The 23614-nt window shown below is 41.5% G+C and carries 20 protein-coding genes and 1 tRNA gene; 10 read left to right on the top strand and 11 right to left on the bottom strand.

What is annotated here, in order from left to right:
- Positions 1-120 precede the first annotated feature (120 nt).
- Positions 121-205 (bottom strand) — tRNA-Leu (locus tag C7H79_RS02735).
- 57 nt (positions 206-262) lie between these two features.
- Between C7H79_RS02735 and rnr the strand changes: the two genes are divergently transcribed.
- The 10 genes from rnr (at position 263) to C7H79_RS02685 (ending at position 12254) form a co-directional block, all read left to right on the top strand.
- Positions 263-2488, top strand: coding sequence for a ribonuclease R (gene rnr / locus C7H79_RS02730; RefSeq protein ID WP_106705764.1), 2226 nt, complete (start codon positions 263-265; stop codon positions 2486-2488).
- Positions 2489-2610: 122 nt separating this feature from the next.
- Complete coding sequence (gene rlmB / locus C7H79_RS02725; protein WP_106705763.1) at positions 2611-3345, top strand: 23S rRNA (guanosine(2251)-2'-O)-methyltransferase RlmB; 735 nt, start codon at positions 2611-2613, stop codon at positions 3343-3345.
- 107 nt (positions 3346-3452) lie between these two features.
- Positions 3453-5213 carry an arginine--tRNA ligase gene (gene argS / locus C7H79_RS02720; RefSeq protein WP_106705762.1) on the top strand — a complete coding sequence of 587 codons (1761 nt, stop codon included), beginning with the start codon at positions 3453-3455 and terminating at the stop codon, positions 5211-5213.
- A gap of 26 nt (positions 5214-5239) precedes the next feature.
- Positions 5240-6046: an SPOR domain-containing protein gene (locus C7H79_RS02715; protein WP_106705761.1), complete on the top strand. Its 807-nt coding sequence runs from the start codon at positions 5240-5242 to the stop codon at positions 6044-6046.
- A 65-nt stretch (positions 6047-6111) separates the two neighbouring features.
- Complete coding sequence (locus C7H79_RS02710; RefSeq protein ID WP_309477317.1) at positions 6112-6777, top strand: thiol:disulfide interchange protein DsbA/DsbL; 666 nt, start codon at positions 6112-6114, stop codon at positions 6775-6777.
- Positions 6778-6787: 10 nt separating this feature from the next.
- Positions 6788-7252 carry a peptide-methionine (S)-S-oxide reductase MsrA gene (gene msrA / locus C7H79_RS02705; protein ID WP_106705760.1) on the top strand — a complete coding sequence of 155 codons (465 nt, stop codon included), beginning with the start codon at positions 6788-6790 and terminating at the stop codon, positions 7250-7252.
- Between the two features lie 241 nt (positions 7253-7493).
- On the top strand, positions 7494-9017 hold the full coding sequence (locus C7H79_RS02700; protein ID WP_242447105.1) for an HDOD domain-containing protein: 1524 nt from the start codon (positions 7494-7496) through the stop codon (positions 9015-9017).
- A gap of 39 nt (positions 9018-9056) precedes the next feature.
- Positions 9057-9674: a guanylate kinase gene (gene gmk, locus C7H79_RS02695; protein ID WP_106705758.1), complete on the top strand. Its 618-nt coding sequence runs from the start codon at positions 9057-9059 to the stop codon at positions 9672-9674.
- Between the two features lie 89 nt (positions 9675-9763).
- The gene (gene rpoZ, locus C7H79_RS02690; protein WP_106705757.1) at positions 9764-9970 is read left to right on the top strand and encodes a DNA-directed RNA polymerase subunit omega; all 207 of its coding nucleotides are present in this window, start codon (positions 9764-9766) and stop codon (positions 9968-9970) included.
- 178 nt (positions 9971-10148) lie between these two features.
- A complete protein-coding gene (locus tag C7H79_RS02685) occupies positions 10149-12254 on the top strand; it encodes a RelA/SpoT family protein (RefSeq protein WP_106705756.1) in 2106 nt (701 codons plus the stop codon).
- A 646-nt stretch (positions 12255-12900) separates the two neighbouring features.
- Here C7H79_RS02685 and rnk read toward each other — a convergent pair.
- The 10 genes from rnk to aceE all read right to left on the bottom strand — a co-directional run bounded on the left by rnk (position 12901) and on the right by aceE (position 23594).
- Entirely contained in the window at positions 12901-13311 is a 411-nt protein-coding gene (gene rnk / locus C7H79_RS02680) for a nucleoside diphosphate kinase regulator (RefSeq protein ID WP_106705755.1), read from the bottom strand.
- A gap of 721 nt (positions 13312-14032) precedes the next feature.
- Entirely contained in the window at positions 14033-14287 is a 255-nt protein-coding gene (locus C7H79_RS02675; protein ID WP_106705754.1) for an acyl carrier protein, read from the bottom strand.
- 18 nt (positions 14288-14305) lie between these two features.
- Positions 14306-15523, bottom strand: coding sequence for a beta-ketoacyl-ACP synthase II (gene fabF, locus C7H79_RS02670; protein ID WP_106705753.1), 1218 nt, complete (start codon positions 15521-15523; stop codon positions 14306-14308).
- Positions 15524-15702: 179 nt separating this feature from the next.
- Positions 15703-17157: a ribonuclease G gene (gene rng, locus C7H79_RS02665; protein ID WP_106705752.1), complete on the bottom strand. Its 1455-nt coding sequence runs from the start codon at positions 17155-17157 to the stop codon at positions 15703-15705.
- A 110-nt stretch (positions 17158-17267) separates the two neighbouring features.
- Positions 17268-17885, bottom strand: a complete 618-nt coding sequence (locus C7H79_RS02660; protein WP_106705751.1) for a Maf family protein — start codon at positions 17883-17885, stop codon at positions 17268-17270.
- A 111-nt stretch (positions 17886-17996) separates the two neighbouring features.
- A complete protein-coding gene (gene rlmH, locus C7H79_RS02655) occupies positions 17997-18467 on the bottom strand; it encodes a 23S rRNA (pseudouridine(1915)-N(3))-methyltransferase RlmH (RefSeq protein WP_106705750.1) in 471 nt (156 codons plus the stop codon).
- A gap of 12 nt (positions 18468-18479) precedes the next feature.
- On the bottom strand, positions 18480-18827 hold the full coding sequence (rsfS, locus tag C7H79_RS02650; protein ID WP_106705749.1) for a ribosome silencing factor: 348 nt from the start codon (positions 18825-18827) through the stop codon (positions 18480-18482).
- Positions 18824-19501, bottom strand: a complete 678-nt coding sequence (gene nadD / locus C7H79_RS02645) for a nicotinate-nucleotide adenylyltransferase (RefSeq protein WP_106705748.1) — start codon at positions 19499-19501, stop codon at positions 18824-18826. The genes rsfS and nadD overlap by 4 nt, the downstream gene beginning before the upstream one ends.
- 31 nt (positions 19502-19532) lie before the next feature.
- Positions 19533-20843 carry a dihydrolipoyllysine-residue acetyltransferase gene (gene aceF / locus C7H79_RS02640; protein WP_106705747.1) on the bottom strand — a complete coding sequence of 437 codons (1311 nt, stop codon included), beginning with the start codon at positions 20841-20843 and terminating at the stop codon, positions 19533-19535.
- 90 nt (positions 20844-20933) lie between these two features.
- On the bottom strand, positions 20934-23594 hold the full coding sequence (gene aceE / locus C7H79_RS02635; protein WP_106705746.1) for a pyruvate dehydrogenase (acetyl-transferring), homodimeric type: 2661 nt from the start codon (positions 23592-23594) through the stop codon (positions 20934-20936).
- Between the last annotated feature and the right edge of the window lie 20 nt (positions 23595-23614).

Here is a 23614-nt window from a genome sequence, read left to right as displayed (position 1 = left end):
ATTGGCAGTAATTTACTGCTTAAAAATTAGCCAGCAAAATTATTTAGGCATAGTTTTGGGCATATAAATTTTATATTGAAAAATAATTATGTTTACTCTCAATATGTTAGTTTCTTATGATGGTGCCCAGAAGAGGACTCGAACCTCCACACCCGAAGGCACATGGACCTGAACCATGCGCGTCTACCAATTCCGCCATCTGGGCAAGAGACAACCGAATCCGGCTGCCAAAGAACGCGTAATTCTATAGGAAATCACTGTTTTGTCAATTAAGAAGAAACAAAAGCTGCGGAACCAAGATCCTTATTATGAGCGTGAAAAAGAACGCTACGGACATCCATTACCCAGCCGGGAATATATTTTGCAAATTCTCAAACAACAGGGCATTCCCATCACCGAAAGTTTATTACAAAAATTGCTTTCCATTACGAAAAAAGAAGAAGATCTTTTTAATCGTCGATTGTCGGCGATGATGCGCGAAGGTCAGATTTTCCGCAACCGTAAAGGCGATATTTGCGTGATGGAAAAGCTGGACTTGATCAAAGGCAAAATTCAGGGGCATGCCGATAAGTTTGGTTTTCTAATTCCAGATGATGGTAGCGCTGATTTGTATCTAAGCGCCAAAGAAATGCAAAAAGCTTTACATGGTGACCGGGTTTTAGTTCGAGAAACCGGCTTGGATCGACGCGGACGCAGGGAAGGTGCGATCGTGGAAGTATTGGAATCCTGCAATACTCGATTAGTAGGCCGGTTACACATTGATCACGGAATTCTATTGGTGGTAGCTGAAAACAAACGCATCAGTCAGGACATTCTAATTGCCCAGGAGCACTCACTTAAAGCCAAAGCCGGCCAGGTCGTGATGGTGGAAATTATTCAACAGCCGAGTAAGCACGTCCAGCCCATCGGTAAAATTATTGAGATCCTTGGTAACTATACCGCTCCAGGAATGGAAATTGAAATCGCTTTGCGCAAGCATGATCTTCCCTATGAATTCTCGTCTGAAATCGAGCAACTTTCAGCTAAATTCTCTAAAAATGTATTAAAAAAAGAACTGGTCGAACGTAAAGATTTATGTCATTTACCACTGATAACCATCGATGGTGAAACTGCTAAGGATTTTGATGATGCAGTTTTCTGCGCAAAAGACGGGAAAGGATACCGGTTGTATGTAGCAATTGCGGATGTCAGTCACTATGTCAAACCGCACGATTTGATTGACCGCGAAGCACTCAATCGAGGAAATTCGGTTTACTTTCCGCGCCGTGTCATCCCAATGCTGCCAGAAGTATTATCTAACGGATTATGCTCATTAAACCCCGATAAAAAACGTCTTTGTATGGTGTGCGAGATACAATTTCAGGCCAACGGCGATATTCTGGATTATTTATTTTACCCCGCTGTTATGCTCTCGCACGCGCGATTGACCTATACCAAAGTTGCCGCAATACTGGCTGATGCAAAAAGCTGTGAAGCGCAGGAGCACGTAGAATTATTACCACACTTGCAATTGATCTACAAACTTTTCAAAGCCTTACTGAAAGTACGTAAGAAACGTGGTGCAATCGATTTTGAAACCACTGAAACCCAAATGTTCTTCAACGATCAGGGTAAAATTGAAAAGATTTTACCAATGCAACGCACTGAAGCACACCGATTGATTGAGGAATGCATGCTTGCAGCTAATGTCTGTGCTGCAGATTTTTTACAGAAACACGGACAGACCACACTCTATCGCATTCATGAAAGCCCTACTCCGGAAAAAATCGATAAATTGCGTAAATTTTTGAAGGAGTTCGGCATTCAACTAGGAGGAAAAAACAAACCCAGTGCCCAAGATTACGCGCGGACCTTACTCGAAATACAAGGCAGGCCGGATGCACAATTGCTACAGACAGTGATGTTGAGATCCTTGCAACAAGCCATCTACAGTCCTGATCTCACCGGTCATTTCGGACTTGCATACGATGCCTATACACATTTTACCTCGCCAATTCGGCGCTATCCGGATCTACTGGTGCATCGTGCGATTAAAGCAGTATTAAAAGGGGAAGTATACCATCCCGGCGATTGGCACGAGTTTGGTCAACATTGCTCAATGACCGAGCGACGTGCAGATGATGCCACTCGAGATGTTGAGTCATGGTTAAAATGTTTTTATATGCAGGATAAAATCGGTGAATGTTTCGATGGAGTAATCAGCAGTGTGACTGGCTTCGGTTTGTTTGTCGCATTGGACAACGTTTATGTGGAAGGACTGGTGCATATTTCCGAACTACCGAGTGATTATTTTCATTTTGATGCGACCAAGCACAGTTTGCTGGGCGAACGCAGCGGCAAGCAATATCGCCTTGGTGATCGAATCCGTATCAAACTAGTTCGGGTCGATTTAGAAACCAGCAAAATTGATTTTGTTATAGCCGAGTCAGAAAAGAAAACCAGACAACCCAAAGCAAAAGTTTCTATCAGTAGCAAGAAATCGCATTAGTATTTGAAATTGTTTTACAATACAAGCATACACAAACTGCAATTACGTATTCAATCCTATTCCTATTTTGACACGCCACATGGTAAGCGATGCTTCAACATTCTTTCAGGTTTAATTAAAACGTGTCCGGCACTTGCTTTATATTTGGTTTTCATGCAGTTACAAGCCGCTTGCGACAAAACCCAAATAGTATCAAAGAGATTTTTATCGAGGCCACGCGTACAGATCAACGCACACAGGAATTAATCAAGCTGGCCGAAAGCAATAAGATTCACGTAATTTCATGCAATGGATCAAAGCTCGCCAACATGTCAGGTAATGACCGTCATCAGGGCATTGTGGCAAACATTGATAGTGTGCTTAATTATGTCAGCATAGACGATATTCTCGACGCATTAACCGAACCTGCACGTTTGCTGGTGTTGGATGGAATTCAGGATCCACACAACTTGGGTGCGTGCCTACGCGTCGCTGATGCTTTTGGGGTGCATGCGGTGATTGCGCCAAAAGATCGGGCTGTTGGATTAACTCCCACTGTGTACAAGGTCGCGAGCGGTGCTGCTGATACTGTGCCTTTTATATCTGTCACCAACTTGGCACGCACAATGAAACTACTGAAAGAACACGGTGTTTGGATTTATGGAACTGCCGAAGATGCCGAACACGATTTAACCGATTTCAAAATTAGCGGAGCCGTTGCCTGGGTATTTGGCTCCGAAGAAAAAGGATTGCGGCGACTAACGCGCGAGAGTTGCGATCAGTTGGTTCGCATTCCGATGCAGGGTAATATCGAAAGCCTGAATGTTGCCGTAAGCGCAGGTATTTGCCTTTTTGAAACACACCGCCAGCAATCTTAGGTTTGAAATATGAACCCGCAATGTATTTAACATTAAAGTGACTCAAATGTATCCTATGCATTGTAATTTACCATATCAAAATATAATAACGTTTGCTCACTACTATAATGACATCATCTGATTTTCCCAACTTCAAAACACACTTTGTCGGGCTTCTCGAGAAAGCAGTCAACGCTATTACAACTCTAGAAACCGTAGGTGTTGATATTGAATTGACGCGCACCAAGCAAGCAGGTCACGGCGATTATTCTTGTAATCTGGCTATGCAGTTAGCCAAATCTTTGCAGAAAAGCCCGCGAGAAATTGCGCAGTTGTTGATTGATTCACTGCCGCCATCCCCTTATCTGGAAAAAGTTGAAGCAGCCGGCGCAGGATTTATCAATCTATTTCTAAAAAATTCCGCCAAGCAACAATACCTGCATTACATATTGCGTAGCAAAAATCAATTCGGAAATAGTAATTTTGGCCAAGGAAAAAAAATCCAGGTGGAGTTTGTTTCGGCAAATCCAACCGGACCACTGCATGTTGGCCATGGTCGTGGTGCAGCGATTGGAGCAAGTTTATCCAATATTTTGGCTGCTGCGGGGTTTGATGTGTCTCGAGAATTCTACGTCAATGATGCAGGGCGACAAATGGATATCTTAACATTGTCAACTTGGTTACGTTATCTGGAGCTTAATCATATCCTTATTCCTTTTCCGCAGAATGCGTATCAAGGGGAATACGTCAAAACCATGGCGCAGCTCATTTTTCAAGCGCATGCACAGCGCTATGTTCATCAACCCGAGCTATTACTGGATAGTTTGCCGGAAGCTGTTCAAGCGACCGCAGTGAATACCGATGAACAACTGGATAAGCTGATTGCCAATACCAAAAAAATATTGGGCCAGGATTATGCCTATATACACAATTTTGTGCTAACTGAACAGCTTGGCGATTGCCGCAATGATTTAATGGAATTTGGCGTCGAATTTGATACATGGTTTTCAGAACAATCGTTATATGACAATGGCCTAGTAGCATATGCTATTGATCTGCTTGAAAAGAAACATCACTTATTTCAACAAGACGGTGCAACTTGGTTTCGTTCCACAGATTTTGGCGACGAGAAAGATCGTGTGGTGCAACGAGAAAATGGCCAATTTACTTATTTCGCTTCAGATATAGCTTATCATCTGAATAAATTTGAACGAGGTTTTGAGCAGGTGATTAATATCTGGGGTGCAGATCACCATGGCTACATTCCTCGTGTGAAGGGTGCGTTGCAGGCGCTGGGTCTGGATGCTGAAAAACTGAAAATTGCTTTGGTGCAATTTGCTGTACTTTATCGGGATGGTATGAAAGCTCCGATGTCTACTCGTTCTGGTGAATTTGTGACGCTTCGGGAATTACGCCAGGAAGTCGGTAAAGATGCCGCTCGTTTTTTTTATGTGATGCGTAAAAGTGATCAGCATTTAGACTTTGACATGGATTTGGCTAAATCGCAAAGCAACGAAAATCCGGTTTACTATGTTCAGTATGCTCACGCACGCGTTTGCAGTGTATTAGCGCAATGGGATGGCAATGTCGACAAGCTGCATGAAGCCAATACCGATGCATTATCCAGCCCTGCAGAATTGGCTTTGCTGCAAAAATTAATTGATTTTCCGGATATACTCGAAATAGCTGCCAAAGAATTCTCGCCTCATCTCATTGCATTTTATCTTAGAGAACTGGCCAGCGAATTCCATAGTTACTATAATTCAACGCGTTTTCTAGTGCCTGAAATTCCATTGCAACACGCTAGGCTGGCGTTGATTGCATCAGTTCGTCAAGTATTGAATAAGGGTTTAACGTTATTAGGTGTGAGCGCACCTGTTAAAATGTAAACCAATTATATTGTATAAGGACACTCATGAGTCGAGATTATAAAACTCGCAAATCTTCATCCAAATCTACAAATGAAAATGGAGGCTCAGCATTCATGGGCGGATTTGTCGGCTATGCATTAGGTCTCGCAAGCGCAATTGGCATATGGCTGTATCTGAACTATGCGCCCAGTCCGTTCTTGCCGACTGAGAAAGCAGCTAGTTCATCGAATCAAACTCAGCCAACTGACGAGACCCGCAAATCGCTTAATAAACCCGTACATGAAGAGCCAGAGATTATGGTTGAAGAAAAACCTCGGTTTGATTTCTATAAAATACTGCCCGGCATTGATGAACCTGAGATGGACCATGAGTATCGTAAAAGCGCTGAACAATCAACGCAGCCACATTTGACGGCCCAAACAACTGAAGTCAATAGCAAATCGATGGAAATCTCATCGCAACCGTCCCTGCCTGGTTCCGGCATCACAACCGCACCCTCCTCCCCGCAACATACTGCCGCCATTCCACTACGCACGCTTCCAGTTGAGCCAAAACAGCCGATTCCGCAATCGCAGCAATCGGTGTCACCTCAAATAAAAAACCCTTCAACTGTTAAAGAAAAAATCTTTTTGCAAGCTGGCGCATTCAGAAAAAATGATGAGGCAGAAAATCTTAAAGCACGGCTCGCGCTACTTGGAGTTTTTGCATCCATACAACCAATTGATTTGGTAGAGAAGGGAGTGTGGTATCGAGTACGGATCGGCCCTTTCACAAATAAATCGGATAGCGATCAGACCAGTAACTCTCTAAAAGAAAATGGCATAGATACTCAGTTTATCAGGGTACAATAAAATCTTTATTAAGATATACTTAAATTTGTTTTAAGCAAGCTTTCAGCAAAAAATTCCAGTAATCTATGAAACATTTTTTATTAGGGGATAAAATGAAGCGATATAAGTTTATTGCACTACTCTTCTTCGTGTCGACTCTTGGTTTTATAAATCTAACGACTGTGCAAGCTGATATTGTTGAAGGTAAAGACTATATTGTTCTGACTAAACCGCAGCCTACTGAAGACAATACCAAAATTGAAGTGCTGGAGTTTTTCTGGTACGGTTGCCCGCATTGCTATAGCTTACATCCACATCTTAAAACTTGGTTGATGAATATCCCCAGTGATGTTAGCTTTCGTTATGTACCGGCAATTCTTCGCACCAACTGGGTATCCGCCGCCAAGATTTATTATGCCATCGAAGCCATGGGACAAACTGATACACTTCAGGACAAGGTTTATGATGCCATTCACAATGATAAAATCGATTTAAATAATGAATCGATTTTATTTGACTGGATCGAAAAACAAGGTATTGACAGAAAAAAATTTGAAAATATCTTTAATTCATTTGCTGTACAAAATCAGGTTGCAAAATCGACACAAATGACTCGTCAATATCAGATGAATGGCGTTCCTGCTCTGGTTATTAATGGAAAATATCTCACTAGTGGAAGAATGGGTGGAACACCACAAGATACCATTAAAACTTTAGAAGGACTCATTCAAAAAGCGCGTAAAGAAGAATGAGTAGATATTGATGACAGCAAGCAAGATCATTTTTGGCGCAGGCTGTTTCTGGGGAGTCGAAGCAACTTTTCGCCGCATTAAAGGGGTTACTAACGTAATCTGTGGTTATTCTGGCGGGCATACGGTTAATCCTACTTACACTGCGGTCTGCACCGGCACTACCGGACATATTGAAGTGGTACTTGTAGAGTATGATTCAACTGATATCTCTATTGAAAACTTGTTAGATAAATTTTGGAACTGTCATGATCCTACCACGCAGAACCGGCAAGGCCCGGATATAGGTGAGCAATACCGTTCAGTCATTTTTTATTTCACACCAGAACAAGAGAAATCTGCAAAAGAATTCAAAGATAAACTGCAGACAAGCAAACGCTGGAAAGACCCGATCGTAACGGAAATTTTACCTGCCGGCCAATTTTATGTCGCAGAGGAATATCATCAGGATTATTTTACCAAACATGGTATTTATTAATTTTTTATCAATGAAATTCTATTTGTGTCGATAACAATAAAACACAAAATACTTTAAGTTTCTGTAGCATTCAACCGAAGATTCTGATATGAGTGGAAATATTTAATTATTTCATATATATCAATATCCTTTAAAAATTATGATGAGACCGATACAAAAAAACCATATCCCTCCATGCTCATCAAACACCACTGACCGTGTGCCGGCAACCAAAGACGATTCCAAAACTATTAAAGATAGTTTGATCGAAGCTGTCGCTAATGATCCTAACCTTCCGGCACTTGGCAGTTCCATTGCACGGATTGTTAGACTATCTTCATCTGATGATCAATCAATACAACAATTGACTTATTATGTTTTATCCGATGTATCTTTAACACAGAAGATCTTGCGTTTATCCAATTCTGCAGCTTTCAAAGCAATTACAAACAAAGAAATTTCCAGCATTAATAAGGCAATATACTTATTAGGATTTGATTCTGTTAAAACCAGTGCTTTGGCCATACTGCTGGTTGATGGAATGCCTGCAAAACATGCAACACATGTTCGCATCGAATTAATTTGCGCATTGGCTGCGGGCATGATTAGTCGTAAATTGGCTGCGCTAACTTCATTCACCAAGGATATTGAAGAAATTTCTATTGCTGCTCTATTCAAGAATCTAGGGCGTATTTTATTAGCTACCTATAAACCCGATCTTTATCACGAAATGATGTCACTTGCCGCTCAAGGTCAGCACTCGCCAGCACAAGCATCCATGCAGGTGCTTGGTTTCAGGCTTGATGCTTTGACTGAAACTTTGTTAGAAAAATGGAATGTGCCTGCTAATGTAATACAAGCTCTCAATGCAAAGCCTGATAACACCTTGATTACACCCAAGAACAAACAAGAATGGATGAGGGTAGCAGCAGAATTTTGTGAGAAAGCAGCGCCACTTATTCTAAGTGTCAACAAAAATGAAGATATCGTGCTAAAAAACAAACTGCTTCACCGTTTTGGTAAAGTACTTAATCTGACTATGCCGGTACTGGATGAATTAATCAATAAGGCAAACCTTGAAGCTCGTGAACTTCTCATCAGTTCAGACCTGGCTCCTGTGGACAAGAGAAATAAAATTAATCAAGATTCTTCAGCACATTGCGAATTTGATGTCGCGGCAGAAGAAAATTTAATCAGTGAATTAACGCTAAATACCGTTGAAACTCATAACCTACAAGTTACTGAACGCTTTTCCAGCAACAAACCATATAATGCATCGATTTTACTTCTAAACGGTATTCAAAATACCACTGAAATGATGGCATCAGGTGAATATAGACTTGAAAATCTTATTAGCTTGAGCCTGGATTCACTTTATGCTGCACTTGGATTTCGTTTTATTACATTATGCCTTAGAGATTCTAAAATAAACTCATTTCGTGCACGCAGTTCATTAGGCAAAAAGAATTTAGAGTACCAAAAACATTTCAATTTCTCTGCCGTTCCTACAAATGATTTATTTCATCTTGCAATGCAAAGAAATATAGATCTCGACATTTCAAATGCTTTTATACCCAGAATACGTAGACTCATACCATTGTGGCATACAACCCTATTACCCGATGCATGCAGCATCCTTATACTTCCTTTAGTAGTAAATAAAAAACCTATGGGTCTAATTTATGCAGACCGCGATACAGAATCGTCTGAAGGAATAACGGACGATGAAGCGAAGCTTGTTAGAATCATGAAAGGACAAATCATGATCGCTCTTAACACAAAATAAGAAATCACTGGCATAAAAAGTTGGCTAGGTACAAGTATTATGATTAAAACACCGGGTTGTTTATTTATTATCAGTGCGCCATCAGGAGCCGGAAAAACAAGTCTGGTTAGGGTTTTACTGCAGTCGGGCCTAAACCTTAGTTTATCAACCTCACACACCACCCGACCGCCGCGCAATGGAGAAATCGATGGTCGTGACTATCATTTTGTAACCGAACAAAAGTTCAAACAAATGCTCTTTGATGGTGAATTTGTAGAAAGCGCAGAAGTTTATGGCAATCTCTATGGTACCTCACAGCACTGGCTTAGTGAAACTATGTCATTCGGTCAGGATATTTTGCTTGAAATAGATTGTCAGGGAGCAAAGCAAATAAAACAAATATTTCCTCATTCAATCGGCATTTTTATTCTTCCGCCTTCGGTCGAAGCATTGGCAACCCGGTTGAAAACTCGCGCTCAGGATAATCATGAGGTCATCCAGAAACGACTTGCTGCGGCTCGGGAAGAAATCAGTCATGTTGCAGAGTTTGATTACGTCATTGTTAACAGTAAACTGGACGAAGCACTGAACGATCTAATTTGCATTGTTAAAGCTGAACGCTTGAGGAAAGAGCGACAAATGATAACGTACAAAGCTCTAGTTACACAGCTATCATAATTTTGATGTTATTTTTAATAAATACCATTGTTTAAGGTTTTTTACTGTAAAATTCTTACATCATTACTATCATAATCAAGGCGAATACGATGGCACGAATAACTGTTGATGATTGTTTAAAAAGAATACCTAACCGATTTGATATGACTTTAGTTGCAACAACGCGTGCAAGACAACTGGCAATTGGCTCTGCTCCTTTGGTGGAGCCCGCACGTGACAAACCAACGGTTGTAGCATTACGTGAAGTAGCCCATGGCAAGGTAGGTTTGGAGATTCTCAATCCAAAGAATATGTAATATAACTTCAATAACATAAGATTTTCAGATTCTGGTAATTTATTGAGTCTAGTGCACATTCTCTTGCTCGAATCTTTGAGTGAATAATCACAATAGTATTTGAATATTGATTGAAACCTTAATTTGAGAACATAATATGTAATTTGGTTGACGCGTCGTGCTAAATTAATTAAATTCCATGCCAGAAGCAGAATTTCTATTTTCAGAAACATCACAATATCTTAAACCAGAAGATATCATTCAGCTCAGAAATGCTTATACATTCGGCGTAGGAGCTCATTCAGGGCAATTTCGGAAGTCTGGCGAACCATATATCTCTCACCCTGTAGCTGTAGCAAGAATTCTAAGCAAGCTACATCTCGATGCCCCTACTTTGACAGCTGCCTTACTGCATGATGTGGTGGAAGATACGAATATTTCCAAAGCAGAAATAAGTGAAAGATTCGGTGAATCTGTTGCAGAATTAGTCGATGGTGTTTCTAAGCTTGCTAGAATTGAATTTCAAACGCAAGAAGAGGCACAAGCTGAAAATTTTCGCAAGATGCTGCTGGCTATGGCTCGAGACGTACGCGTCGTCCTAATAAAGTTGGCTGATCGTTTGCATAATATGCAGACTTTAGAAGTCATGCTTCCAGCAAAACAACGCAGCATCGCACGTGAAACCCTGGAAATTTATGCACCGATCGCCCATCGATTAGGTTTAAACAATATTTACCAGGAACTTCAAGAGCTTGGTTTTAGATTCTCTTACCCCATGCGGTATAACGTACTGGTAAAAGCAACCAGGGCAGCGCGCGGCAATCGCCGCGAAGTAGTTGGAAAAATTCTTGAGGCTATCACTCTGAAACTCAAAGAAGCGAGTCTGAATGCAGAGGTGACTGGACGCGAAAAGCATCTTTACAGCATTTATATGAAGATGGTAGAGAAACATTTATCATTCTCTGAGGTGCTTGATATTTATGGTTTCCGTGTTATCGTCAAAGATATTCCTTCATGCTATGTTGCATTAGGAATGTTGCACAGTTTATACAAACCCATTCCCGGAAAATTCAAAGATTACATTGCAATTCCAAAAAACAATGACTATCAATCTTTGCATAGCACACTGTTAGGCCCGTTCGGCATACCTATTGAAATTCAAATTCGCACTGCCGAAATGCACCGAATTGCTGAAAACGGCGTAGCCTCACACTGGCTCTATAAAAATTTGGACGGAGAATTTGATGAATTACATTTAAAAACGAGTCAATGGTTACAAAGTTTAGTGGAAACACTTAGTAGTTCAACTGATTCATCAGAATTCCTCGAACATTTAAAGGTTGACTTATTTCCGGGCGATGTTTTTGTTTTCACTCCTCAAGGCAAAATATTAACTCTACCGAGAGGATCAACCGCCGTTGATTTTGCCTATGCTGTGCATTCTGATGTCGGCAATTGTTGTGTTGCCGTTAAAATTAATGGCGAGAATGCACCATTACGCACAAAACTTAAAAGTGGTGATCGTATTGAAATCGTCACAGCACCTTATGCAAAACCCAATCCGTCCTGGCTTGGTTATGTTGCAACCGGAAGAGCCCGTTCACATATTCGCCACTTTCTGAAGACAATTCAATATGATGAATCAGTTAAATTAGGTGAGCGCATGTTAAATCAAGCACTGATTTCATTTAATATTAATCCGGATTCTATTACTGCAACCCAATGGGATAAGTTAGTGCGAGATAGTGGCGTGAAGTCCAAAGAAGAATTGTTCACTGAAATGATTTTAGGAAAACAGCTTCCCGCGGTCGTAGCAAAGCGATTGACAGCCCCGTCAGAATCAATTGCCAAAGAACAAGCCGCAAATCCTATTACCATATTAGGAACTGAGGGCCTAGCTGTTCAATTTGCTAAATGTTGTCACCCAATTCCAGGAGATCCTATCGTCGGTATTATCAAAAAAGATTCTGGGTTAGTCATTCATGTGCTGGAATGTAATAATATCTCACACAATCCAAAAAACCAGGAGAATCACCTAAATCTTGCCTGGGGTAAAGATATCAATCGAACTTTTGATGCTGGCATTAAAATAACTGCGATGAACAGGCAAGGAGTATTGGCGCGAGTTGCTGCTGAAATAGCCAAAGCCGATTCTAATATCGATGATATTATCATGGAAAGTGAAAATGAATACATGCACATGCGCTTTATCCTGCAAGTAAACAATAGGTTTCACCTCGCACAGGTTATTCGTAGCCTCAGACATCTGCAAGAAATTACCACGATTAGTCGTACAGGAGATTAGATTGTATCGTCACGAAATATGCCCCAGAGCGAGCAACGATCGAATCTGATCAACTGCAAGTAAAGATGCTGAAGTCTTGGCAGAACGTATGGCTATGTCGAGCCATTGTTTACAGGATGCATCTCTTCCATGTGTGATCTTCCCGTCATCATACGAAGGAGGAAAATCATGCTATGAAGAACTTCGGTTCTTAAAATTTAAAATACATAATTTCATAAATTATTTATTTCATTATATATTTTACCAGTGTCCTTCTCGGCGATGCTAATACTACTCTAACAACACTCCACCTTCATCTGAAATATCGTACCTAAGATAGGTTGAATTCACGGCACACTTCCTTTCTCATAACCGATGGTTTGCCAATCATATCAATTTATTATCTCATTACGATTCTATTTAGAATCGGTTGAGACTTATAGCAACGTTTCATAGATAAAATGTAACTCATATTAGTAAAGCACCCGCTGCAAGCAGCGGGTGTATTAACTGCGCTCTTCAATCTGTTGGTTTTCAGCCTGTTTTCGCTCCAAGGGGCGGAGAATTGAATCCGCAGAGATTAAAGTCTGGAGCTAATCCGGTCGGGCGTAGCGCTGCTCTCATTAAAGGCCTGATGACAATTAAAATAGTTGTACTGGCCATAATTTCAACGACAGTATTCACCCATTGCCTCTGGCTGTCGAACTACCTCAAGCACTCGCAGGCTTAATTCTCGTCCACCGGGAACTTGCCACATGATAGACTGACCTACAGACAGACCAAGTAAGGCACTTCCGACTGGAGCCGCTATAGAGATCGTTTCAGGTGCGCCAGCTTCATCAGGATAAACAAGTGTAAGCTGATATTCCGAGCCATTCGTATCATCAACAAAACGAATAGTCGAGTTCATAGTGATAACGTCAGGTGGTACTTCTGTTGGTTCAACAACTGAAGCACGATCAATTTCATTAATGAGAGCATCCATTCCAGCGAGTTGATTATAATTCTTTGAGCTGAATAAGCGCTCAAGACGTGCTTGATCCAGGCTGGTGATAATAATAGAAGGTATATTTTTCACGATTTTATCCTCTTAAATTGCAAATAAAATTACACAAGGGCAATCGCCCATCATTTGAGTTTAGCCGCGTTACTATGTCGCTTTTGCTAGAATAATTTTTAGACCATATCAAATTGAATCCCTGAAACAGAATAGAGTGTATGATAAAAAAAGCGTGCGATTCTCTCGCAAACAAACTGTCCAGCTTGATGATAACTTCGTCGTTTCGAACCGAGCAAAAGAAAGCCACAGGGAATTTAATTTTACTCAAACTCAAAGTTCTTAACTTTTGTCCTGTGAAAGATTAAGTTTCCAGTTACCTATTGGTCTCCGAAACCCAATAGAGCTTGATCAATTATTTTTTCGGAACAATAAATCCTTAGAATATCTATTCATCGTCGATCCGATGCATATTTTTTTGGTTGAAGCTATTTTTCCTTGCCATATCTGAGTAGAATGTACAGATAGCCTAACTTAAATTAAGTTTCATGTATGCTGCAATATAATTCGCATTAATTGTGAGATAATCCAACAATGATTATGTTACATTATGATTTAAATGAACATTTATCAAATAAATCGTTGTCGCATTAGGTTGTTTGAATCCCTAGAGATCATGAACAGTAGCCATGAATAAAAAATTCGGATCTTTGGATCAGATGCAAGAAAAACTTAGTCTATACTAAATAACATCGCTACTTGGTGAAGCACAAATTAGATCAATATTTCATGAAATCTGTTATCAAGAATTACTCTCCGACGGGTGCTTGTTAATATAATCGATAATATCCCCCACACTACGAAGTCCTTTGACTTCCTCACCTTCAAAACTGACACCAAAGGTATCTTCCGCATCAAATAAAAGCTGGATAGTATCCATCGAATCGAATCCAAGTTCATCAAATTTTGATGCAGTAGTAATCATGGACGCGTCTATATTTTCAACTTTTGACGCAATAAACTCTATTACTTTGATTTCTAATTCTGCTGTGTCCATTTTTGCTAGCGCCTGTTATTAAAGAGTTGTAAAAATGATACTGGCATTATTGCCACCAAAACCGAATGCGTTACACATACCCGTTTCTACTTTCCTCCGCTCGGCATTATTGGGCGTATAGTTGAGATCGCATTCAGGATCCGCTGCATCGAGATTGATCGTGGGATGAATCATTCCAGTATGCAACGTCATGATGGTGGCGATGCTGCCAATTGCCGCCGATGCGCCGATCGTATGCCCGATCAATGACTTAGTGGCGCTGATGGAAATTTCTTGTGCGCGCTCACCGAACAACTGTTTAATTGCCTTGGTTTCGATCACATCGCCCAACGGCGTGGAAGTGGCGTGCGCGTTGATGTAATCCACTTGATTCGAAATCATTTTAGCATCCTCAATTGCGGCTTGCATCGCCGCGACCTGTCCGTCCATATCAGGTGCGACGATATGAGCTGCGTCGCAAGCGCAACCATACCCGGCAACCCGTGCGTAGATTCTGGCTCCGCGTCGCTGTGCGTCCTCTTCTTTTTCCAGAATCAGTATACCTGCGCCCTCGCCGATGACAAAACCATCGCGTCCTTTGGCGAAAGGACGCGATGCGTGTGCCGGATCGTTATTGAAACCCGTGGATAATGCGTGCAACGCCTCGAAGCCTGCCATAGTCAGAGGCAATACGCACGCTTCCGACCCACCCGCAACTACAGCATCTGCTTTTCCTGTGCGCAACAAATCCAGCGCCATGCCAATGGCATTTGCACCTGATGAACAGGCCGTGCTGCACGTTAGATTAGCGCCTTTTAATCCGTATCTTGCTGCAATCCATGCTGCAGCCGAATTAGCCATGATGCGAGGTACAGTAAACGGTGGCATGGATTTGTTTTGAAACTTTCGTACCGCAGAAGACTCAAAGGTAGAAAATCCACCCATACCGGAGCCCAAGCTCACAGCTAAACGCCGTGATCTATAGTCTTCCAGACTACCCGCATCTGCCAGTGCCAGATCAGTCGCCCGTAATGCCAATTGCGTGAATCGATCGGTTTGATCTATTTGTTTGGTCGTCAAAAAATCAGTCGGATCAAAATCAATAACTTGCCCGGCTATACGGGAATGTTGACCGGTTGCATCAAAGCAGTGAATAACATTGATTCCGCTCGTACCTTTAACAGCCGCATTCCAAAACTGATCAGTACCTGTACCGATCGGTGAAACAACTCCCATTCCAGTAACAACGATGCGCATACAAGATCAAACAGTGAATTTTAAGACAGGATATCAAAAATAACTTAACATCTTCTGAATATACTGAAAGCCTGATAGACTGTCAAACACACCGCTATGGCGGTTAAGAAAGAAGCTTATTCAACATGGAATTTAATCGAATTGATATCTGATTGAACTGTGGTTTCTGCAGAATCGAATTACATCAATATCACATCATATTGTTCTTGTGAGTAAGATTCTTCGATTTGCAAGCTTATGGGCTTGGCTATGAAGTCGCCTAGCTGAGCCAAACTCTGTGATTCTTCGTCAAGAAACATATCAATGACTTGTTGTGATGCCAGAATTCTAAATTCATTCGCTTCAAATTGCCGCGATTCTCGAAGTAGCTCTCGCAAAATCTCGTAGCAAATGGTCTGTGCCGTCCTGATTTCCCCTCGCCCTTTACAAGTTGGACAGGTCTCACATAACACATGTGCCAGACTCTCGCGAGTACGCTTGCGCGTCATTTCAACTAGTCCCAGCACACTAAAACCATTGACGGTGATACGTGTTCGATCTTTTGACAAAGCTTTGTTGAATTCAGCCAGGACCGCAATTCTATGATCCTCGGATTCCATATCGATAAAGTCAATGATGATGATCCCTCCCAGATTACGCATACGTAGTTGTCTAGCGATTACTTGGGCTGCCTCAAGATTTGTTTTAAAAACTGTATCGTCGAAATTGCGCACGCCAATAAAACCGCCAGTATTAACATCCATAGTGGTAAGCGCTTCAGTTTGATCGATGATTAGATATCCGCCAGACTTTAAATTAACTCGCTTGGCTAAAGATCTTTCAATTTCTTCTTCAACTGCGTACAAGTCAAATAGCGGTCGATCGCCGGTATACAAAGTTATCCGCTCCGCGATGCACGTCATGTAATTTTGTGCAAACTTCACCAGTTTTTGGGAGTTCTCACGCGAATCCACAAGAATTTGAGTAGTGTCTTCATCGACAAAATCGCGCAGTACACGATGACTAAGATCTAAATCCTGATATAGTAATACTGGCGCTGAAATAGTCGCAGATTTTTGCTGAATGTCACGCCATAAACGGTGCAGATATTCGAGGTCCGCACGTAAATCGCTTTCATTTGCGGCTTCTGCCATGGTTCGAATAATATAACCACCATTCTCATTTTCAGGAAGAATTTTTTGTAGCTTTTCACGCAATAACTCGCGCTCACCGTCATCTTCGATGCGTTGCGAAATACCAATATGGGATTCTTGCGGTAGATAAACTAACAAACGTCCCGCCAGACTTATTTGAGTAGAAAGACGAGCGCCTTTGGTGCTAATTGCATCTTTGATCACTTGGACTAAAATACTATTGCCTTCGTAGAGTAATTTTTCAATAGGTTTCGTTGCATCACCTTCGGCATTTGAATCGCGGATATCCGCTACATGCAAAAATGCTGCCCGATCAAGACCAATATCTACAAATGCGGATTGCATACCTGGTAATACACGACTCACGCGACCGTTATAAATATTTCCTACGATTCCACGTCCACTGGTGCGCTCAATATGAAGTTCTTGCGTTACACCTTGCTCAAGTATGGCTACCCTAGTTTCTTGTGGGGTAATATTGACTAGTATCTCGTTACTCATATTCAATATGTATTATTATAAAAATCAGGCATTAATTTTAAGAGCCAAAGATTATTACAGTATTCGTCGAAAGTATCTTGAGTTAAGGAAAATCTTAAGCTTGATATCAACTAAGTAACTTCTATTCCCACTTCCTCCAGCAATTGTGCAGTTTCATACAGTGGAAGGCCCATAATCCCACTATAGCTGCCTGATATTTCAACAATAAATGTGGCCGCCATACCTTGTATCGCATAAGCACCCGCTTTATCCAGGATATTATTATTTTCTAGGTATCGACGTATTTCATGCTCGCTTATTTCACGGAATCGTACGGTTGAGGTCGAAAGTTTGAGTTGAATGTTGTCCTTGATTCCAACTCCGATAGTTGTTAATACCTGATGTGATCGCCCGGATAAGTTTCTTAACATATCTTCTGCGTGCATTTTGTCTCTGGGTTTTCCTAGAATACAACCGTCAATCGTGACAATCGTATCCGCGACCAAAACAGGAGCTATCGGCAATCGACGTTGTAATAGCCTCTTCCAACTTTCATTAGCTTTCAGTTGCGTAATTCGATAAATATAATCAGCAGGTGTTTCTGTTTCAAGCGGTCGTTCATCGATATCAATGGTACGACCTGATGTTTCACGCATCAATAAAAGATTAAATCTCACACCAATTTGACTTAATAATTCACGTCTTCTAGGGCTTCTTGATGCAAGATATATCTGATTTTTAGGAAACATTTCTATCAATACAGTCTTAATCAATAAATACGCAAGTTTTTAATATCGATAACAGTTTAACTATCGTAACTGAATTAAGACTGAAAAGTGAGTTTAGCGCATCTTCACTTTTTAATCTCTATGGTAAGGATGTTTTTTAATAATTGATATGGCCCGATAGAGTTGCTCTGCCAGTACAACACGAGCAAGTCCATGAGGCAGTGTGAATTTTGATAGGGCAATCAGTTCGTTAGATGCGTGCTTGATATCACTATGTAGGCCATCGGCCCCGCCAATAACAAATGCAATCGCATCACCACATTCCATCCATCCCTGTATTTCAATGGCAAATTGTTTTGTTGTCCATTGCTTCCCACCTTCATCCAAAACTTTGACTTGACAATGATGTGGTAAAACTGAGCGTATACGTTGATATTCTGCTAAAAGAAGTTGTTCAGTTGGTTTTCCAGCGATACGCTTTTCTGGCTTAATTTCAATCAAATTCACTGAAATTTCACGTGGTATACGCTTGATATACTCAAGATAGCCAGCGTTGATCCAATCCGGCATCTTATGCCCGACTGCGACTATGCAACATTTCATAATCTGGAAAAATTATGTACGATTAGATGGGGATTCGCTCTGACCGGACCATAATGCTTTTAAATTGTAGTATTCTCGAACAGTCGGTAACATGATATGAACAATTACATCGCCCAAATCAACAAGCAGCCATTCGCCAGTCTGCTCTCCTTCGACACTGAATACGCTTCCTCCTGCAGCTTTGACTTTTACTTGCACATTGTTTGCCAGAGATTTCGTCTGGCGGGTCGAATCCGCGCTGGCAATAATGATGTATTCAAACATCGAAGTTATTTTTGCAACATTGATTATATCAATATCATGCGCTTTGATTTCCTCCAGTGCATCAATAATGACCGCGATAAGCTTTTCAGAATTCATAAATTTCCGGTGTATAATCGATTGGATTTAATATAATCAACGACATTCTCGGGCAACAAATATCGTATGCTTTTCCCATTTTTTATCAACGATCGTATATGCGAGGCTGAAATCTCCAGCAACGATGTCTGTGCGGTGTAAATAAAACCATTGGGTTGTGATCCGAGATCTCCGGAATACGCTACGGAGCGAGATAAAAATTCCTTTCGCACCACCTTCGACAATGCTTTATGTTCGTTGATAGAAACATAACCTGGGCGATCAACTAAAATAATATGGCACAAAGCAAATAACTCCTGCCATTCAGTCCATTGATTTATCTTAACAAATGCATCGATCCCCAAAATAAAACAAAGCGTCGCATTATCACCGAGTTCACATCTAAATTCACGTAGCGATTGAATTGTTGTGCTAACACCAGGACGATTTACCTCACGCTCGTCAAGAGAAAACTTAGTGTTATCCTGAATTGCTAAACGTACCATGGCTGATCGGTGACCCCTTGATGCGGCCGGCGCAACCCGCAACCGTGGCGCACCGGATGGTACAAAAAATATGCGCCTCAAACCTGCAATATCTAACAATTCTTCTGCAATTCGCAAGTGACCATAATGAATAGGATCAAATGTTCCGCCATAGATTCCAATCAGGGGAAACTTATCGATAATTTCCACCTGTAATCAACATTAAGATTTAGGAAATACTTCATAGTAAAGCAAGCCGCATATCTGTCAACACTTCGGACAAATACTTGGTAAAACGCGCTGCAGTGGCGCCATCAATGACGCGATGATCGTAAGAAAATGACAAAGGAAGTATTAAGCGCGGGACAAATTGTTGGTCCCGATAAACCGGTTTAATGCTAGCTTTCGAAATACCCAATATAGCGACCTCAGGAGCATTGATAATTGGAGTAAATGCTGTTCCTCCAATTCCTCCCAGACTCGATATGGTGAAACTCGCACCTTGCATGTCGGTGGGTTTTAATTTGCCTTCGCGTGCCAATGAAGAGAGTTTAGTTAATTCTTCGGCAATCGCAATAATTCCTTTTTGATCGACATCCTTTATTACAGGCACAACTAACCCATTCGCCGTATCTACAGCAAAGCCTAAGTGATAATAATGTTTGATGATTAAACTGATATCACCATCTGCATTATTATCGATAGAGGCGTTAATCTCTGGAAATTTTTTTAATGATGCGGTTAAAGCCTTCATTAAAAATGCCAGCAAAGTCAGTTTCACTTTGTTGCCTTTCTGATTATCGTTGGAGTCTTTTCGCAATACCTCCAGCTCAGTGATATCCGCTTCGTCAAATTGAGTTACATGTGGAATCATTACCCAATTACGATGCAAATTAGCACCAGAAATTTGTTTGATTCGCGTCAGTTTTTTTAACTCTATTGAGCCATATTTAGCGAAATTAACTTCTGGCCATGGCAGAAAATCAAGCATCGCACCAGAACCACTCTTCAGGGGCTTCGAAAATTCTGCCTTGACATATGCTTGCACATCTTCCTTCAGAATACGATGTTTAGGGCCACTTCCTGTAATTAATTCCAGATTAACACCAAGTTCTCGCGCAAAGCGGCGAATTGAAGGACTGGCATGTGCCTTAGAAGGCACATTATTTTCGGATGATAATTGTTGAGGCTTGTTTTGCACTTGTTGAGGCGCAATCGGCTTGACTTCCACTTCAGGCTGAACTATAGCGACATCCTTGGATATATTTTTTTTCCCTTTGTCTTGAGAGGACGTCTCCGCCTGCGTCTCGCTGGAGTCTTCAATAGTTAAAATTGCCTTACCTTCCGATACCTTATCACCGGATTTGACAAAAATTTCCTTGATTAAACCGGTATAGGGCGACGGAATCTCAATAGTGGCCTTATCGGATTCCAATGTAATCAACGAATCCTCTGCATTAACAGCATCGCCCGCTTTAATTAGGATATCGATAACAGGAACGTCTTTGAAGTCCCCAATATCAGGAATAAAGACTTTTTTCAATTCAGACACATACTTTCCTCAAATTACTCCGCCAAAAAAATAAAGATGCAAGGCTTAAGCTTAAGCAATCAATTAGTATTTTACATATTCATTTTCAACTCAACTTATTGCGGGATTGGGTTTCTCAGGATCGATACCATATTTTTGTATGGCTTCCGCAACCTGCTGATTTGAAACTTCCCCTTCTTCCGAAAGTGCCTTGAGTGCCGCAATGGTAATATAAAAACGATCTACTTCGAAAAAATGACGTAATTTTTCACGTGTATCAGAACGACCAAAACCATCCGTTCCCAGAACACAATATCTTCCTGGAACAAATTCACGAATTTGATCGGCATAAATTTTCATATAGTCGGTTGCGGCGACTACAGGCCCTTCACGTCCCTTAAGACAATTCTCCACATGCGATTGTTTGGCCGGTTGCGTAGGATGCAACATATTCCAGCGCATAACGTCCAATGCCTCACGCCTTAATTCATTGAAACTGGTTACACTCCAAATATCGGCATTAATATTATATTCTTGGTTGAGTATTTCGGCAGCGGCGATCACTTCGCGCAGTATGGTACCCGCACCCAATAATTGAACGCGTGGACTTTTGCTTCTCTTACTTCCTGATTTGAACAAATACATTCCATGTAGAATGTTTTTCTCGGCTCCGGCGGGCATTTCGGGATGCGAGTAGTTTTCATTCATTACTGTAATGTAATAATAAATATCTTCTTGCTCCTGATACATTCGACGTAATCCATCCTGAATAATGACAGCCAGTTCATATGCAAATGCCGGATCATACGATACGCAGTTTGGGATCGTTGAAGCAACAATATGGCTATGACCATCTTCATGCTGCAGTCCTTCTCCATTCAACGTCGTACGCCCCGCCGTTCCTCCCATCAAAAATCCGCGGCAACGCATATCTCCTGCAGCCCAGGCCAAATCACCGATGCGCTGAAAACCAAACATAGAGTAAAAGATAAAAAAAGGAATCATCTGAATACCATGCGTACTATAGGAGGTCGCAGCCGCGATCCAGGACGACATTGCGCCCGCCTCACAAATCCCTTCTTGCAGGATCTGTCCATGCTTATCTTCTTTATAATACATCAGCTGATCAGCATCCTGTGGTGTGTATAATTGACCAACTGATGACCAGATCCCCAGCTGTCGAAACATACCCTCCATACCAAAAGTACGAGACTCATCGGCAACAATCGGTACAATATGTTTACCAATCTGTTTATCTTTAACCAAAATATTCAGAATGCGCACATAGGCCATGGTAGTCGATGATTCATGCCCATCTGCGCTGGCTTTCAATAACGATTCAAAAGTGGCTAAAGGCGGAACCTGTAGTGCCTGCGCCTTGGTTTTACGACGATGGAAAGCACCACCCAGCATTTTACGCCGCTCTTGCATATAAACGTTTTCCGGAGAATCTTTAGCAAAGGTTAGATAAGGTACTTCATCAATCTTGTCATCCGGAATATCCAAACCAAAACGGTCACGGAACGCTTTTAGTGACGTGGTCCCCATTTTTTTCTGCTGATGCGTAATGTTCTGCGCTTCACCAGCTTCACCCATGCCATACCCTTTAATTGTTTTAGCGAGTATTACCGTAGGCTGGCCAGTATGTTTCACCGCAGCAGCATAAGCAGCGTATACTTTATAAGGATCATGTCCGCCTCTATTTAAGCGCCAGATATCGTCATCCGACATATTGGCAACCATTTCCAATAACTCAGGGTATTTTCCAAAAAAGTGCTCGCGCACGTAAGCACCATCTCTCGATTTAAAGTTCTGATATTGGCCATCCACGCACTCCATCATGCGTTTCTGTAATAAACCTTTAGTATCTTTAGCCAATAAGGGATCCCAATAAGATCCCCAAATTACTTTGATCACATTCCAGCCAGCGCCTCGGAATGCACCTTCCAACTCTTGGATAATCTTACCATTTCCACGCACTGGGCCATCTAGACGCTGAAGATTACAGTTAACTACAAAAATGAGATTATCCAAATTTTCACGAGATGCTAATGAAATTGCACCGAGCGACTCGGGCTCATCCATTTCACCATCGCCCATGAATGCCCAGATTTTCCGTTCTTCAGTATTGACCAATCCCCGGCTGCCGAGATATTTCATGAACCGTGCTTGATAAATCGCCATTAATGGCCCCAATCCCATTGAAACAGTTGGAAATTGCCAGAAAGTGGGCATTAACCATGGATGTGGATATGAAGACAATCCATTCCCCCCCGTTTCTTGGCGAAAACTATCCATTTGTTCCTGACTTAGCTCTCCAAAAAGAAATGCATACGCATAAGTCCCCGGAGAAGAATGTCCCTGAGTATAAACCAAGTCGCCGCCATGAGTTTCACTCGGGGCGTGCCAGAAATGATTGTAACCAACATCATAGAGAGTTGCCGCTGATGCAAAACTTGCTATATGTCCACCGACATTGTTTTTTTTATTGGCACGCAACACCATAGCCATGGCATTCCAGCGAACATACGATCGAATCCTGTGTTCAATAGCATTATTACCGGGTGAACGTTCTTCTTTACCAGTCGGAATCGTGTTGATATAGGCAGTTCTTGCACTATACGGTAAATAAGCACCCGAGCGGCGTGCTTTCTCAATCAATTTTTCAAGCAGAAAGTGAGCACGTTCCCCACCAGCACTGGCAATAACTGAATCTAACGCATCCAACCATTCCTGTGTTTCCTGCGGATCAATATCAGGTTGCAATTCCATTTCCAAGCATACTCATTAAA

Origin of the sequence: Nitrosomonas supralitoralis, from assembly GCF_003011925.2 — a bacterium.
Classification (GTDB): Bacteria; Pseudomonadota; Gammaproteobacteria; order Burkholderiales; family Nitrosomonadaceae; genus Nitrosomonas; species Nitrosomonas supralitoralis.
Note: the sequence above shows the minus strand (reverse complement) of the source record. Positions and strands in the feature narration are given on the sequence as shown.

Bases quoted from the DNA above. Each gene is read 5' to 3' on its own strand.
- argS (WP_106705762.1), top strand. From the start codon at position 3,453: ATGACATCATCTGATTTTCCCAACTTCAAAACACACTTTGTCGGGCTT.
- C7H79_RS02715 (WP_106705761.1), top strand. From the start codon at position 5,240: ATGAGTCGAGATTATAAAACTCGCAAATCTTCATCCAAATCTACAAAT.
- C7H79_RS02710 (WP_309477317.1), top strand. From the start codon at position 6,112: ATGAAACATTTTTTATTAGGGGATAAAATGAAGCGATATAAGTTTATT.
- msrA (WP_106705760.1), top strand. From the start codon at position 6,788: ATGACAGCAAGCAAGATCATTTTTGGCGCAGGCTGTTTCTGGGGAGTC.
- gmk (WP_106705758.1), top strand. From the start codon at position 9,057: ATGATTAAAACACCGGGTTGTTTATTTATTATCAGTGCGCCATCAGGA.
- rpoZ (WP_106705757.1), top strand. From the start codon at position 9,764: ATGGCACGAATAACTGTTGATGATTGTTTAAAAAGAATACCTAACCGA.
- C7H79_RS02685 (WP_106705756.1), top strand. From the start codon at position 10,149: ATGCCAGAAGCAGAATTTCTATTTTCAGAAACATCACAATATCTTAAA.
- C7H79_RS02675 (WP_106705754.1), bottom strand. From the start codon at position 14,287: ATGGACACAGCAGAATTAGAAATCAAAGTAATAGAGTTTATTGCGTCA.
- fabF (WP_106705753.1), bottom strand. From the start codon at position 15,523: ATGCGCATCGTTGTTACTGGAATGGGAGTTGTTTCACCGATCGGTACA.
- rng (WP_106705752.1), bottom strand. From the start codon at position 17,157: ATGAGTAACGAGATACTAGTCAATATTACCCCACAAGAAACTAGGGTA.
- C7H79_RS02660 (WP_106705751.1), bottom strand. From the start codon at position 17,885: ATGTTTCCTAAAAATCAGATATATCTTGCATCAAGAAGCCCTAGAAGA.
- rlmH (WP_106705750.1), bottom strand. From the start codon at position 18,467: ATGAAATGTTGCATAGTCGCAGTCGGGCATAAGATGCCGGATTGGATC.
- rsfS (WP_106705749.1), bottom strand. From the start codon at position 18,827: ATGAATTCTGAAAAGCTTATCGCGGTCATTATTGATGCACTGGAGGAA.
- aceE (WP_106705746.1), bottom strand. From the start codon at position 23,594: ATGGAATTGCAACCTGATATTGATCCGCAGGAAACACAGGAATGGTTG.